The 13,699-nt window shown below is 70.2% G+C and carries 9 protein-coding genes; 3 read left to right on the top strand and 6 right to left on the bottom strand.

From position 1 onward, the window contains the following. The first annotated feature begins 3 nt into the window (after positions 1-3). Positions 4-564: an NADPH-dependent FMN reductase gene (locus tag ACFVBH_RS28890; protein WP_379006323.1), complete on the top strand. Its 561-nt coding sequence runs from the start codon at positions 4-6 to the stop codon at positions 562-564. Positions 565-607: 43 nt separating this feature from the next. On the opposite strand, the gene eccE is transcribed toward ACFVBH_RS28890, so the two are convergent. Beyond that, a complete protein-coding gene (gene eccE / locus ACFVBH_RS28885; RefSeq protein ID WP_379006320.1) occupies positions 608-2,221 on the bottom strand; it encodes a type VII secretion protein EccE in 1,614 nt (537 codons plus the stop codon). Between the two features lie 111 nt (positions 2,222-2,332). Between eccE and eccB the strand changes: the two genes are divergently transcribed. Then, positions 2,333-3,811 (top strand): type VII secretion protein EccB, encoded by a 1,479-nt coding sequence (gene eccB / locus ACFVBH_RS28880; RefSeq protein WP_379006318.1) that lies wholly within the window; start codon positions 2,333-2,335, stop codon positions 3,809-3,811. Positions 3,812-4,055: 244 nt separating this feature from the next. Here eccB and mycP read toward each other — a convergent pair whose 3' ends face one another. Then, a complete protein-coding gene (mycP, locus tag ACFVBH_RS28875) occupies positions 4,056-5,516 on the bottom strand; it encodes a type VII secretion-associated serine protease mycosin (protein WP_379006316.1) in 1,461 nt (486 codons plus the stop codon). Between the two features lie 8 nt (positions 5,517-5,524). After that, positions 5,525-6,985 carry a type VII secretion integral membrane protein EccD gene (gene eccD, locus ACFVBH_RS28870; protein WP_379006312.1) on the bottom strand — a complete coding sequence of 487 codons (1,461 nt, stop codon included), beginning with the start codon at positions 6,983-6,985 and terminating at the stop codon, positions 5,525-5,527. A gap of 346 nt (positions 6,986-7,331) precedes the next feature. Between eccD and eccCa the strand changes: the two genes are divergently transcribed. Beyond that, the gene (gene eccCa, locus ACFVBH_RS28865) at positions 7,332-11,375 is read left to right on the top strand and encodes a type VII secretion protein EccCa (protein WP_379006935.1); all 4,044 of its coding nucleotides are present in this window, start codon (positions 7,332-7,334) and stop codon (positions 11,373-11,375) included. A 234-nt stretch (positions 11,376-11,609) separates the two neighbouring features. Here eccCa and ACFVBH_RS28860 read toward each other — a convergent pair whose 3' ends face one another. From ACFVBH_RS28860 to ACFVBH_RS28850, 3 genes are all read right to left on the bottom strand, one after another. Then, the gene (locus tag ACFVBH_RS28860) at positions 11,610-11,915 is read right to left on the bottom strand and encodes a WXG100 family type VII secretion target (protein ID WP_354986058.1); all 306 of its coding nucleotides are present in this window, start codon (positions 11,913-11,915) and stop codon (positions 11,610-11,612) included. Between the two features lie 39 nt (positions 11,916-11,954). Beyond that, complete coding sequence (locus ACFVBH_RS28855) at positions 11,955-12,284, bottom strand: WXG100 family type VII secretion target (RefSeq protein ID WP_354986057.1); 330 nt, start codon at positions 12,282-12,284, stop codon at positions 11,955-11,957. Between the two features lie 184 nt (positions 12,285-12,468). Beyond that, the gene (locus ACFVBH_RS28850; RefSeq protein ID WP_379006308.1) at positions 12,469-13,680 is read right to left on the bottom strand and encodes a hypothetical protein; all 1,212 of its coding nucleotides are present in this window, start codon (positions 13,678-13,680) and stop codon (positions 12,469-12,471) included. Positions 13,681-13,699 lie beyond the last annotated feature (19 nt).

Below are 13,699 nucleotides of genomic sequence, written 5' to 3'. Positions count from 1 at the left end.
CGCATGGAGAATCCGCTTCGGCTCGAAGTGCTCGTGGCCAGTGTGCGCCCGGAACGATTCGCGCCGGTGGTGGCGGACTGGTTCCTGCGCGCGGCGCTGGCCGACGAACGATTCGATACGCGGGTCATCGACCTGCTCGACACGCCGCTTCCGGTGGACCTGAGCGTCACCCCGGAATCGAGGGCCTACTGCGAAAGAATCTCCGCCGCCGATGCTTTCGTGGTGGTGACCTCGGAGTACAACCACGGCTATCCGGCCTCGCTCAAGACCGCGCTCGACACGGCCAAGCGGGAATGGCGGGCCAAGCCGATCGGTTTCGTGAGCTACGGCGGACTCTCCGGCGGGCTGCGGGCCGTCGAGCAGTTGCGGCAGGTGGTGGCCGAGATCCATATGGTGTCGATTCGGGAGACGGTCAGCTTCCACGAGGCCAAGCGGAAGTTCGATGACGCGGGGGATACCGCGGACGGGGCGGCCATCGATGCCGCGGGCAGGATGCTCACCCAACTGGCTTGGTGGGGAAGGACTTTGCGGGCCGCGCGGGCGACAGACCCGTATCCGGGGTGATTCCCCGCCGCGCCGGGATCGTGCGCCCTGCGCGGCGTGCGATCTACGGTTGCGCGGCGAACGCGCGAGCGGCGCGAGGTTGCCCGATATAGGCGCCCTCGCGGGGGATGGAGACCAGGGTCAACTCGACCTCGGTTGTGCCGGTGCGCAGGGTGATTCGGTTGCCCGCGGCGCCGGGCTGCCGGATCGACAGGTCCGGGGGCGCACCGGGCCAGCCCAGCGGATTGCCGGTCAGATACAGCGTGGTGACGCCCGCGTGCGGACCGGGGGCCAGGACCCCGTCCACCAGCACGGCGGTGAATCCCGCGTCGGACTGGTGGGTTTCGGCGGCCAGCGTCAGGCGTTCGGGATTGCCGATGGTGGTGAGCAGGTGCTCCCAGGACTGCGGGCGGTCGGTGCGGATGAGCACTCGTTCCCCGACGGCCAGCGCGCGAAAGACCAGCTGTTGCGCGAGATAGAGCTCGCCCGAGATGTACACGGTCGAAATGCCCTGGCCGACAAGACGAACCGCGACCCCGTTGCCCGCGTCGTCGGAGCCGAGCAGCTGGCCGCAGCCCGCCGAGGCGAGCCGGACCCGCTCGACATCGCTCATGGGCCGTTCGATGGCGGGGACGCACTCGTCCAGTCCCGGCACCGCGAGCGGCAGGTGCGCGAGCAGCCCTTCGCGCTGACGGCCGTTCATGGAGATCATGTGCCTGTGCACCGGTTCCGCGGGCAGTTCGCGTGCGGTGAGTCGCCAGGCCGCGCCGATCCGCACCGTGCCGGGTGCGTCGCCGGGCCGCAGCCGCACCGCCACCGTGGTACCGCGCGAGGGCGGCACCCACAGCTGGTCCAGGGTTTCGGACCCGAGCCGGCCGGGATCCAGGGCCGCGCCGATGTTCACGCTGTTGCCGAGTTCGGCGTAGCGCCAGTGCTGGGTGAGATCGCGCGGGTCCACCCCGCCGGTGATCTGCAGGGCCGCCTGGGTGATCTCGGGTGCGGTGAGAACGCGTGCGGCGCAGTCGGCGTCCTCCAGGGTGCGCACGATGCGCCGGGTGGCGATGGTGACCGCGCGGCAGGCTCCGGGCAGGCCGCCGCCGCGCCGGTCCGCGGCGTCCGGGCACAGCAGCGGATCGAAGGCGATGGCCAGCCGGACCGTGCGGTGCGCGGTGGCGGGCAGCGGGCCGAGCAGTGATTCGTAGATGGCCCCGGCTGGCGTGCCGGATCGGCTGCGATGGCCGTGCGAGACGATGTCGATGCCCGCCAAGCGGATGTCGTGCTGTGTCAGTCGCTCGGCCAGCGCCTTCAGGGGCAGCAGGTGGGTGGATTGCACGGTGGTGCGGCCCAGGCGGGTCAGCCCGCCCCTGGGCGGCAGCACCTCCACGACGGCGACAACGCGCGAGCGGTCCAGATACAGCCCGAGCGAGCGGCCGTCGGCGGCGGTGAAGTCGATGGCATCTGCCAGGGCGCGCGGTCGGCGTGCGCGATAGCGGGAGCGGGTGCCGATCCACTGGGCAACTGAACGTTTGCCCAGTGGTACGAGCAGCAGCAGCCCGAGTATGAGGGCAACGCCGAGGGCGGGCCACGGCGGTATGCCGGCGAGTACGGCGGTGAGCAGGACGACCATCGCGGTCGACTGGGCCACCAGCAGGTTCGTCAACCGCGCGCGGCCCGTCATATCGCTCCCCGATCGCCGATTCCCGGCCCGCTTGCGTTGGCCGAGTGCCCATTCGGATTCGGGGGAACTGTACTGTGCTCTGCGGACGTAATGACTGGTCGGGGGATCTACATGCCTTCAAAACCCACGACGCGATGGCAGGTCGGCGGCTATCGCTTCCTGGTTCGGCGCATGGAACACGCCCTGGTGCGCAGGGACGTGCGGATGCTGCACGACCCCATGCGCGCCCAGTCCCGCGCCTTCACCGCCGGGGTGATCCTCGCGTGTGTCGCACTGGCCGGTTGCGGATTATTAGCGCTGCTGCGACCGCAGGACAAGATCGGCTCGAACAAGATCCTGCTCGGCAAGAACACCGGCGCGGTGTACGTGGTCATCGACAACGTCGTGCATCCCGCGCTGAATCTGGCCTCGGCGCGGCTGGCCGCGGGCGAGGCCGCCAAACCCGGCACGGTGAAGGAATCCGAACTCGCCAAGAAGCCGCGCGGGCAGTTGATCGGCATTCCGGGCGCACCCGCCTCGCTGAACGTCGAGACCGGCGGGTCGGGCCGCGCCTGGACCGTGTGCGACGCGCTCGCGAACGACGGCAGCCGGACCCTGACCACCTCGGTCATCGCGGGCACGCCGGATCTGGGGGACAAGGCCGCGCCACTGGCCGCGGGCCGAGCGCTGCTGGTGCAGAGCCGCGACCACACCTACCTCGTCTACGACAATCAGCGCGCGCGGCTGGACATGAACGACCGGGCGGTAGTGGACGCCCTCGACATTCGCGGGCGTACGCCCCGGCCCGTCAGCGCGGGACTGCTGAACGCCATTCCCGAGGTGCTGCCGCTGACCGCCCCGCCCATCGCGGAAGCCGGTGCGGCCCCGCGCTATTCGATCGGTGATCACCGCATCGGCGACGTGGTGCGGGTGCGCACGGACAACCGGCAGTACGTGGTGCTCGCGGACGGCTTGCAGCCGGTGTCGCCGTTGACAGCGGACATCATTCGCAACGCCTACCGCTCCACCGCCGCCGACGACTTCATCGCGCAGGCCGATCGCACCGGCGCGCCGGTCTCGGGCGCGCTGGCGGTCGGCGCCTACCCGGCGGCGGCTCCGGCCCTGGTGGACGGCAAAGATCAACCCGTGGAATGTCTCTCGTGGCGGCCCATCGAGTCCGCCGACACCTCGGACGGCAGCAGGCACGCCGAGCTCACCCTGCTGACCGGGCACGCGCCGCCCATTCCGGACCAGGCGCGGCTGGTGCCGCTCGCGCAGGCCGACGGCAACGGGCCCGAACTCGACGCGTTCTACCTGAAACCCGGTGCGGGCGCGTACGTCCAGACCACCGGGATCGAACCAGACAGCCAGCGGCGCGACAGCCTGTTCTTCCTGTCCGACTATGGGGTTCGCTACGGAATAAGGGATCTGGACGCGGCGAAGGCACTGGGCATGGACCCGGAGTCGACGCGCCCCGAACCCGCGCCGTGGCAGATCGTCGGCCTGCTCGCGCCCGGCCCGACCCTGAGCCGGGAGGCCGCGATGGTCGCCCACGACGGCGTCGCCCCGGACCCGAATCCGGCGAAACAGCCTGTGAAACCTCAGAACTGAGCTTTCCTCGGGTGAAAGGGCGGATGCCGTCGCGGCACGGTGGACCGGCGTCCCCGGTGGGAACCAGGGGAAGGGCGGGATGGCGAAGTCCGGCTCCGGCGGCAGAACGTGCGGGCCGCGCCATCGATCAGCCAGGGACGCGTGAAAAGAGACTCGGGTGGAATGACCGTCGCTGTGCGGCGGCGGGATGCCGCCCGGCGGTCAGCAGTCGGAACACGGCCTGATGAAACCATTCGGTCCCGTGTCATCGCCGATCCGTGTTGCGAGACAACGTCACTCGACTGTCCTCACGCCTACCGAACTTGCGGCGCAGGGGGAACGAGGCCAGGAAGCCCAGGACGACCAGGAGGCCGACCACGCCGGTGCCGATGAGTGCGACGTCGCGGGCGGTGTTGTCCGGGGATGGCGCCGGGGCCGGCAGCGGGAGCTGTCGATCGCGAGGGGTGTTGGGACGCTTGGGCGGTAGGTCGCGGGGGACCTCGGCGGTCAGGGCGGCCACCGGGTCGATCGCGCCGTAGCCGACGTAGGGGTTCCAGCCTTCGCCGGGGGCGTGCGCGGTGGCCTGGATGCGGTCGATCACCGCGCGGGCGTTCAGGTTCGGGAAGCGGGAGCGCACCAGGGCGGCCACGCCGGAGACGTAGGGTGCGGCGAAACTCGTTCCGCTGTAGCGCGATACCTGACCCTGATTGGACACCTTGGCGGTGGTCAGCCCGGTGCTTCGGGGATCGAGGGAGATGATGTCCTCGCCCGGCGCGGCCACCCCGACCCAGGGGCCGGGCACCGTGAACTTCGACGGGCGGCCGAAGGCGTCGATGGAGCCGACCGAGAGCACGTACTCGTCCCACCAGGCCGGGGCCACGTAGGAGGAGATGCGCTTCCAGAGGTCGGCGTCCGGGTGCAGCGGGTCCGGGCCGGGGTTGCTCGCCCTGCAGGTGTCGGTGTTGCCCGCCGAAGTGACCACGACGACGTCCTTCTCGACCGCGGCGTAGCGCACGGCCGCGCCGAGCATGCCCATCTCGGTGCTTGCCGGGCGGCTGGCGGGGCAGGCGACCAGGGAGATGTTGATGACGCGCGCACCGGCGTCGGCGGCGCGGCGCACGGCCGAGGCCAGCGCGGAGATCTTGCCGTAGCCGTCGGGCATGTCGTCGGGGCCCTTGTCCCGGCTCGCGCCCGCGGCCTGGTACATGGCGCTGGTCTGGCGGATGGTCATGATGCGGGCTTCGGGCGCGACGCCGGCGAAACCCTCTCCGGGTACGCGGGTGGCGGCGATCAGCCCGGCCACGAGGGTGCCGTGCGCGTCGCAATCCTCGGTCCCGTCACCGGAATTGGCGACGTAGTCGCCGCCGGGGATGAGCCCGGGCAGGCGGGGATGCGGCGCAACGCCGGTGTCGATGACCGCCACCAGCTGGCCCGCGCCCCGGGAGAACCGCCAGGCGTGTTCGAGGTCGAGCGCGCGCTGGGTGGGCGGGATCGTCGGGCCGTCGCCGCCGGCCTGGGTGCTCAGGCACGGGGAGTTGGCCGGATGTTCGGTCTTGCCGGGCGGGGCGGCGGGACCGCCCGGCGGCAGCAGTCGTGGATCCACGGCGGGCGGCCGATCGGCGTGGGCCGCCGCGAGTTCGGCGCCGAGCCCGAAGGACAGACCTACCGCCAGCACCGCGGCGGCGGCGCCGGCGCGCAGGGCGCGATGCCTCGCGGGAGTCGGCATCGCGTCGATCAGAGCCCGCGCACGAGCGCGAACAGGCCGGTCACCCAGAACACGAGCGGCACAACGGCCGCCACGCAGGTGTATTCCAGCAGTTCCACCGCCCGGCGCATGGGCGGGGTGGCCTGCCTGCGCGGGAGCGCGATGCCCAGCACCAGCGCGGCGATCAGAATCAGCAGGGCCGCACCGAAAACCAGCAGCGGGACCTCGAAGAGCAGGGCCGTGGCGATCAGCATCGCGAGCACGATGCCCGCGCCGCCCGCGACCAGGCCCACCGCCTGGTCGGCCCCGGCGTAGGTCCGGCTGCGGAACATCAGTACCGCCGCGCACACCAGCGCGAGCGCGAGGCCGGGCCAGTAGCGCTGCTCGGATCCCGGATCGCACGCGGCCAGCGCGCCGGCGGCCACGACCAGGGTGGTGGCGGCGATCAGGCCTGCCAGATACTCGCGCGCGCGTTCGGATTTCGCGCGCAGCGCGCCCAGGCTCGGCAGCGCGCGATGATCGTCGGGATCGTCCTCGGTGGGGTCGATGGGGGTGCCGGGGGCGGGCACCGGCGGCAGCGGAAGCCCGGCCAGCGCAATGGAAAGCCTTGGCGCGAGCGCCAATCCGATGAGGCCGAGGGCGGCGGCGCCCGCGCCGATGGATTTGCGCGGCGCCTCGGTGAGCAGTCCGATCAGCGCGACCGGAATCGCGTACACCGCCAGGGTCGCGGTCCCGGTGAACAGGCCCGGGCCCACGTCGCTCACGCGCCGGGTCAGCACGGCGACCGCGCCGGTGAGCACCGCGCCGAGCAGCAGATTCGCCCAGCCGTAGGCGTCGGGGACGAAGAGCATGCCCGCGGTGAACGCTGCCGGGAGCGCACAGCCGCCCAGGACGAGCGCCGTCGCGTCGTCGTCGTACACGCGGGACAGCACCGCACTCGCGACCACCAGCAGGACGGTGACGAACAGGGCGATGGAACCGCTCACCCAGCCGGGTACGGCCGTGGGCGCGGCCAGCAGGCCGAGGCAGCCGACCAGCATGGTGAGCACCGCGAGGATCGAACCGGTCAGCCGGGCCGTGCGCGGATTCCAGCCGCGGAAACGGTCGGCGTCGGCGATGGCGACGTTGTACATGATGTCGTCGAACAGCGGGGTCGGCGCGGTGTGCTCGGCGCTTTCGAGCATGAGCAGTTCGCCGTCGCGCACGCCCTGTTCGGCCAGACTCAGCGAATTGGACAGCGGCGGTTGGCCGATGCGGGCGAGCACCCATTCGCGGGGTTCGAAGGCCTCCCCGTCGCTGCCGAACTCGTTGGCCCGGTTGTGCTGGGCCACCATGTCCACCACGCTCGGAATGAGCAGCGCGACCGGTACGTCGACCGGGATGGCCATATCCACCTGGGTGTGCTTGGCCAGAATCGTCACCCGCGCGAGGTCGGGCGCTCGGACCGTGCCGCGGCCGTCGTCGATATGGTCGTTTCGCGCAAGCGTCACGCTGCCCCCCACTCGGATTCGACCCGCCGGACCGCTCCGGGCGCGCGAATCACCGCCGCCGCGCCGGTATGTGCCGAAATGTTGCCCGCACTGTACGTGATGGCTATGAGTGTCCGTAAACTACCCGCCGGAAGCAGGGGGCAAGCCAACTCGAGCTCCGCCCGATGTCGACTCCCCGCTGATGCCACCCGCTGACGCGGGCGACCCGCCCAATTCTCCGGTAGCAACACCCTGTGGTCCGCGGCCGTCTCGTTCTGGACTGAGTGGAGCGGAGGAGCGGAGGGAGGGAAGAACGAGACCTCCGGGCCGCGGACCGCGCCCGGAGCGAAGCGGAGGGCAGAAGACACTGAGCACCGTACGGTTTCAACGGCGGCCGCGGCGGGAGGTCCCGCGGTCACCGGGCGGCGAGGTGACGCTGCAGGCGCCGCCGGAGATTCCGCGCAGTATCCCGGCGAATCTGTTCACCAAGCTCATGCCGCTGGTGATGGTGGTGGGCATGCTGGGCATGGTCGCGCTCATGTTCACCTCGGGGAGCGGGTTCGCTTCCAACCCCATGAGCTTGATGTTTCCCATGATGATGGTGTTCTCCATGGCGGGCATGTACGCGGGGCAGGGTGGCCGGGGGCAGAAGGCGTCCGAGGCCGACGAGGACCGCAAGGACTACCTGCGCTACCTCGATCAGGTCCGGCGCGACGTGGCCGAGACCGCGGCGCAGCAGCGGGCCGCCATCGAGTGGAGTCACCCCGAACCCGGTCTGGTCTGGATGCTCGCGGGCACCACCCGCATGTGGGAACGCCGGCCGGGGGACAAGGACTTCTGTCACGCCCGCATCGGGCTGGGCAGTCAGCGGCTCGCGACCCGGCTGGTGGCGCCGGAAACCGGCCCGGTCGAGGAACTCGAACCGATAGCTGCGGTGTCGCTGAGACGTTTCGTGCGGACCCATGCGACGGTCCTGGACCTGCCGACCGCGATCGCGGTGAAGGGCTTCGCCAGCATCGCGCTCACCGGTGACCGGGTTCAGGCCCGGGAGCTGACCCGGGCGATGCTGCTGCAGCTGGCCATGTTCCAGGGCCCGGATCAGGTGCTGATCGCCGTGGTCTGCGGCCCCGACACCGCCCGCGAGTGGGAATGGGCCAAGTGGCTGCCGCACACCCAGCACCCGGACTCGCTGGACGGCGTCGGCACCGAGCGCATGGTGTACGGGTCCATTCGCGAGGTGCACGCCGGACTGCATCCGCTGCTGCACAACAGGGTTCGGTACTCGCGCAATCAGCCGCCGGACCCGAACCTGGTGCAGATCGTGCTGGTGGTGGACGGCGGCCTGCTGGAGGCGGAGGAAGATCCCTTGCGCGACAGCGGTTTCGAGGGCGTCACCGTGATAGACCTGTGCGGGTACGCGCCGCGACTGGCCGCCTCGCGCGGTATTCCGATGCTGGTCGAGAACGGCGACTGCTCGGGCCGGGGCGCGAGCGGGGCGATGGAGCGGTTCGCGAGCATCGACCGCATCGGCGTGCGCGAGGCCGAACAGGCCGCGCGCCGGCTCGCGCCCTATCGGGCCGCGGTGCAGCAGACCGGTGCGGCGGCGGGTGATGCGGGCGAAATCATTTCGAGCTGGTCGCAACTGCTGGGGCTGGGCGACATCGGCGCGTTCACGCCCGAGACCGCCTGGCAGCCGCGCTACGGGCGGGAACGCCTGCGGGTGCCGTTCGGCGTCGGCGCGGACGGGCTGCCGGTCGTACTCGACATCAAGGAGGCCGCGGAGGGCGGCATGGGGCCGCACGGGCTGTGTATCGGCGCGACCGGTTCGGGAAAGTCGGAATTCCTTCGCACCCTGGTGCTTTCGCTCATCGCCACGCATTCATCGGACCAGTTGAACTTCGTGCTGGTGGATTTCAAGGGCGGTGCGACCTTTCTCGGGCTCGAGGGCGTGGCGCACGTGGCGGCCATCATCACCAATCTCGAGGAGGAGGCCGATCTCGTCGACCGCATGCGCGACGCGCTGGACGGCGAAATGAACCGCAGGCAGGAAGTGCTGCGGGCGGCGGGCAATTTCGCCAATGTCTCCGAGTACGAGAAGGCGCGGGCCGCGGGCGCGGATCTGGACCCCATGCCCGCATTGTTCGTGGTGCTCGACGAATTCTCCGAATTGCTCTCCCAGCATCCGGATTTCGCCGAACTGTTCACCGGTATCGGGCGACTCGGCCGCTCGCTGCACATGCATCTGTTGCTGGCCTCGCAACGGCTGGAGGAGGGCAGGCTCAAGGGACTGGAGAGTCATCTGTCCTATCGGATCGGATTGAAGACATTCTCCGCCAACGAATCCCGTCAGGTACTCGGGGTGCCCGACGCGTACAACCTGCCGGGCAATCCGGGCGGCGGCTATCTGAAATCGGATTCGGGGGAGATCGTGCGGTTCCAATCCGCCTACGTCTCGGGTCCGTACACCGGCGCCGGAGCCCCACGCGATCTCGGCGCGGCCACGCGGTCCGGGGAAATCGATGTGACCGCTCGGCCTTTCACCGCGACACACGTGGAATTCCGGGCCGCCGATCGCATTCCGCCGATCGGACCGAACGAGCCCGACGAGCCCCGGCCCCCGGCCGAGGAGGTCTCCGATCTGCGCATGCTGGTCTCGCGAGTGCGCGGGCACGGGCGTCCGGCGCACGAGATCTGGCTGCCGCCACTGGATCAGGCGCCGACGCTGGACGAGCTGCTCCCGCGATCGGTGCTCACCGGCGACTGGAATCGCACCGCCACCCTGCGCGCGCCCATCGGCCTGGTCGACCGGCCCTACGATCAGCGGCGCGACCCGCTGCTGGTGGACCTGTCGGGATCACGCGGCAATGTCGCGGTGGTGGGCGGGCCGCAGTCGGGCAAGTCGACCGCGCTGCGCTCGCTGGTCATGGCCATGTCTCTCACCCACACCGCCGAACAGGCGCAGTTCTACTGCCTCGATTTCGGCGGCGGCACCCTGGTCGCGCTCGAGGGGTTGCCGCACGTGGGCGCGGTCTCCTCGCGGATGGAGGGGGACAAGGTCCGGCGGACCGTCGCGGAGCTGGTCGCCCTGGTGCGCCGGCGCGAGGCGCGTTTCCGGCAGTTGGGCATCGAATCCATGGCCGAGTTCCGGCGGCTGCGCGCCGTGGAGGTGAACGCCGCGACCGACCCGGCCGCCGGGCGGGCGGCGGCGGGCGCGCAGGAGGATCCCTTCGGCGACGCCTTCCTGGTGATCGACGGCTACGGCACTTTCCGCCAGGAGTTCGACGCGCTCGAACAGACCGTCATGAACCTTGCCGTGCAGGGACTTTCGTACGGTGTGCACGTGGTGATCTCGCTCGCGCGCTGGCCGGAGGCGCGGCCCGCGCTCAAGGATCAGATCGGCACGCGCGTCGAATTGCGCCTCGGCGACCCGATGGACTCGGACCTCGGGCGCAAGTTCGCGGCGCTGGTGCCGATGGGGCGACCCGGGCGCGGTATGACCGCGGATCTGCTGCACATGCTCACCGCGCTGCCCCGCGTCGACGGGGATTCCGATCCGGCCACGCTGGGAGTCGGTGTGGCCCGGGCTGTTTCGGAGATCGCGCAGCGCACGCCCGGCCGGTCCGCGCCGCGGGTGCGCATGCTGCCCGAGCGGCTGCCGTACTCGGATCTGCTGCGGCTGGCGGGGGATCGGCCCGGGGGAGAGGACCCGGCGCACCCGTGCACGCGGATTCCGATCGGCATCGACGAGGCCGAATTGGCCCCGGTGTACCTGGATTTCGCCGCGAGTCCGCACTTCGTGGCCGTCGGTGATTCCGAGAGCGGCAAGACCGCGCTGCTGCGCTCGATCGTGCGGTCGATCTGCGCCGCGAACACCCCGGATCAGGCTCGCATCATCATGGGCGACTATCGGCGCACCATGCTCGGCACCGTGCCCGACGGGTACCTCGCGGGCTACGGGTCGACAGCGCCGCAGTTCAGTCGGCAGATGTCCGATCTGGCCGCGTACGTCACCCAGCGCATGCCCGGACCCGATGTCACCGCGCAGCAGCTGCGGGAGCGCTCGTGGTGGAACGGGCCCGAGCTGTACGTGGTGGTCGACGACTACGACCTCGTCGCGACCGCGACCGGTAATCCCGTGCACGCGCTGCTCGACCACCTCGCGCACGCCCGCGACCTGGGTTTCCACCTGATCATCGCGCGGCGCTCGGGCGGCGCCGGCCGGGCCATGTACGAGGCCACCCTCAACCGGCTCAAGGAACTGAACTCCGCGGCACTGATCATGAGCTGCGGTCGCGACGAGGGCGTGCTGTTCGGCAACACGCGGCCCTCGCTGATGCCGCCGGGTCGCGGGACCTACGTGACCCGCGCGGGCGAGGATCTGATCCAGCTCGGCCGGCTGCCGGAGTCGTGAGACACGGGCCCGCGGTCCGACGGCTCGCGGCCGCGACCGCTCGAGCTCCGGTCGGCCGGCCAGGGTCCGGCTGTTCGGGCCGGAGGTCCCGTCGATCCGGGCCGGAGGTTCCAGCGGTCCGGGAGCGAGAGCCGGCTGCCCATGACGAAGCGCCCCCGGCACCCGGGCGCGAGGGCGCTTGTCACGCAGCGTTGTTCAGATGTACGGCGTCGCTCGAGCAGGCCGCTGCGGGGATCAGAACAGGCCGGCGAGGGCCGTGTCTTTCGCCTGGAGTTCGGCGTTGCCGGTGCGGACCAGGGTGCCCGCGCCGCTGAGGGTGGCGTTGAGCTGGCCCACGTGGGTGTTCCACACGCGCTGCATGTCGGCGAACGCCTCGTTGGCGTCGCCCTTCCAGTTGTTGGTGACGAACTCTTCGACGGCGCGGTGGAAGGCCTCGAGCTGGTCGCGAATGTTCTCCGCGCGGCGGATGACCGAGGTCGCGCCGTCGGCGACGCCCTCGAACTGGGCGGAAATGATCTGACCGTTGGATGCGGCTGCCATGGTGGTTCCTTTGCTGACGGGTCGGGTGGGAGCGGCGGATCAGACCGGCGGTAGATCGAGGCTGGAGGTCTGCGCCTTGACCCGGGCCTCGTAATCGCGGTCGTGCTCCTCGTAGTTCGACCCGACCCTGATGAGGTTCTCGGTCGTCGTCATCAGCTTGTCGTTGAGCTTGTCGGCCTGGAAGTAGTAGCGCTCCATGAACGCGTTGAAGGCGTTCCGCGCACCGCCCTGCCAGTTCGAACCCACGGTCATGGCGTCCTCGTCGCGCTTGAGGTCGGCGATGAGATGCATGAGCGTCTCGTGGGTCTGCTTGAACTCCTGGGCCTTGGCCTGAATGAGCTCATTACTGGCTTCGAATGCACCGGCCACGGTGCCTCCTCTCGATCACGTGCGGGCGGACGAGCTCTACATCTTGATTAGACGTGGGTCACTGCCCGACGGTTCCACCCCTGTTCAGCAATTCGACGGCACCCTAACCGAGGAGAGGCGTCGCTGATCAGAGTCGATGACTCGGGGGTGAGAATGTCGATGCGAGAGGCTGCTTACACGGCGATTACCAGGAGCTATTCGCCATGAGGGCGTATTGGGCGGCGGCCCGCTGATGGACGTCGGTGATCTGATCACTCTGGACCGCGGCCACGTACTGCCGGTAGGCAACCACGCAGCGGTACCTTTTCAGGCCGCTCGTGGCGTCCTTCGGGGCCTCGCCGCACGTGGTGTCGGGAACGCCGGCGGGCGCTTCGGCGGGCCCGGCGTGATTGGCCGACAGGACGGCCGCGCCGAACCTGATCGCGGCGTCCGCGTCCCGGGTGCGGAACAGGATCGTGGTGCCCTCGAAGGACGCGCCCGAGACGGCGAATCGGTCGACGCCGTTGTCCTGCAGCACCTGCCGCCAGTGCGCCTGATTCGCGACCCGATGCAGATACGCGCGCTGTTCGAAGACCGCCTGCTGCCCGACGTCCGGTTGCCCGATGCCCTGGATGTTGAGCGTCTGGCGCAGCATCCCGTCCGGGTCGTACGGCTGGCGGAGCACCGCCTCGGTATCGAGCGGCCGCAGCGCGTCGAGCAGCGGGAGCTGGACGTCCAGCACCTGCTCGACGAGGGCGGTCAGCTGATCCTGCTCCGGATCCCGCGTGCCGACGAACAGGGCGACCACGTAGCTGCCGCGAGCGATAGTCGCGCCCATGCTCGCGACCCCGGGGCGCCAATGGGCCAGGGCAGCAGGGTATTTGGGCAGCGTCACGTGCTGATTGGCTTCGGCCGCGATCGCGAAGTCCGCCTCGTCCAGCTCGGTCGCGGCCCGGGCGGCGCTCGCGTCGTCGGGGAACTGCATGACGGTGACGGTGGTGAAGGGGCTGCCCGCGGGGGCCGCACCCTTGATCGGCTCCTGTTCGCTGTGGCCCACCGCCACACCGAATTTCAGATTGTTGCGGGCCAGGACGGGCGCGGTGACGTCGGCCAGGACCTTGGTGGCCTTGTCCGGGGTGAGGAACGGGATCATCCCGGTGCCGTACTTGAATCTCGCGTCGATCTCGGGTCCGGTCACCACCCGGTTGGCCAGTCGCATGAGCGCCAGATTCAGGCCCTTGGCCAGATCGGGGTTATAGGCGTACCGCTCCTCGAGCGGTCCCGTCGCGTACTTGCCCACATCGAAACCGCGCACATCTGTTTCGCCCGGTGTGGCCGATCCGGCGACGGTGCAGCCCGCCAGCGCCAGCCCGGTCAGCGTCACCGCCGCGGCATGGCGAATACGTCGTGAAAACATGAGAAATCCCCCGGGCACT

It is taken from the genome of Nocardia sp. NPDC057668, assembly GCF_042799795.1.
Classification (GTDB): Bacteria; Actinomycetota; Actinomycetes; order Mycobacteriales; family Mycobacteriaceae; genus Nocardia.
Note: the sequence above shows the minus strand (reverse complement) of the source record. Positions and strands in the feature narration are given on the sequence as shown.

Excerpts from the sequence above, each read along its gene's own strand:
- eccB (WP_379006318.1), top strand. The coding sequence starts at position 2,333 with ATGCCTTCAAAACCCACGACGCGATGGCAGGTCGGCGGCTATCGCTTC.
- ACFVBH_RS28860 (WP_354986058.1), bottom strand. The coding sequence starts at position 11,915 with ATGGCAGCCGCATCCAACGGTCAGATCATTTCCGCCCAGTTCGAGGGC.
- mycP (WP_379006316.1), bottom strand. The coding sequence starts at position 5,516 with ATGCCGACTCCCGCGAGGCATCGCGCCCTGCGCGCCGGCGCCGCCGCC.
- ACFVBH_RS28850 (WP_379006308.1), bottom strand. The coding sequence starts at position 13,680 with ATGTTTTCACGACGTATTCGCCATGCCGCGGCGGTGACGCTGACCGGG.
- ACFVBH_RS28890 (WP_379006323.1), top strand. The coding sequence starts at position 4 with ATGGAGAATCCGCTTCGGCTCGAAGTGCTCGTGGCCAGTGTGCGCCCG.
- eccE (WP_379006320.1), bottom strand. The coding sequence starts at position 2,221 with ATGACGGGCCGCGCGCGGTTGACGAACCTGCTGGTGGCCCAGTCGACC.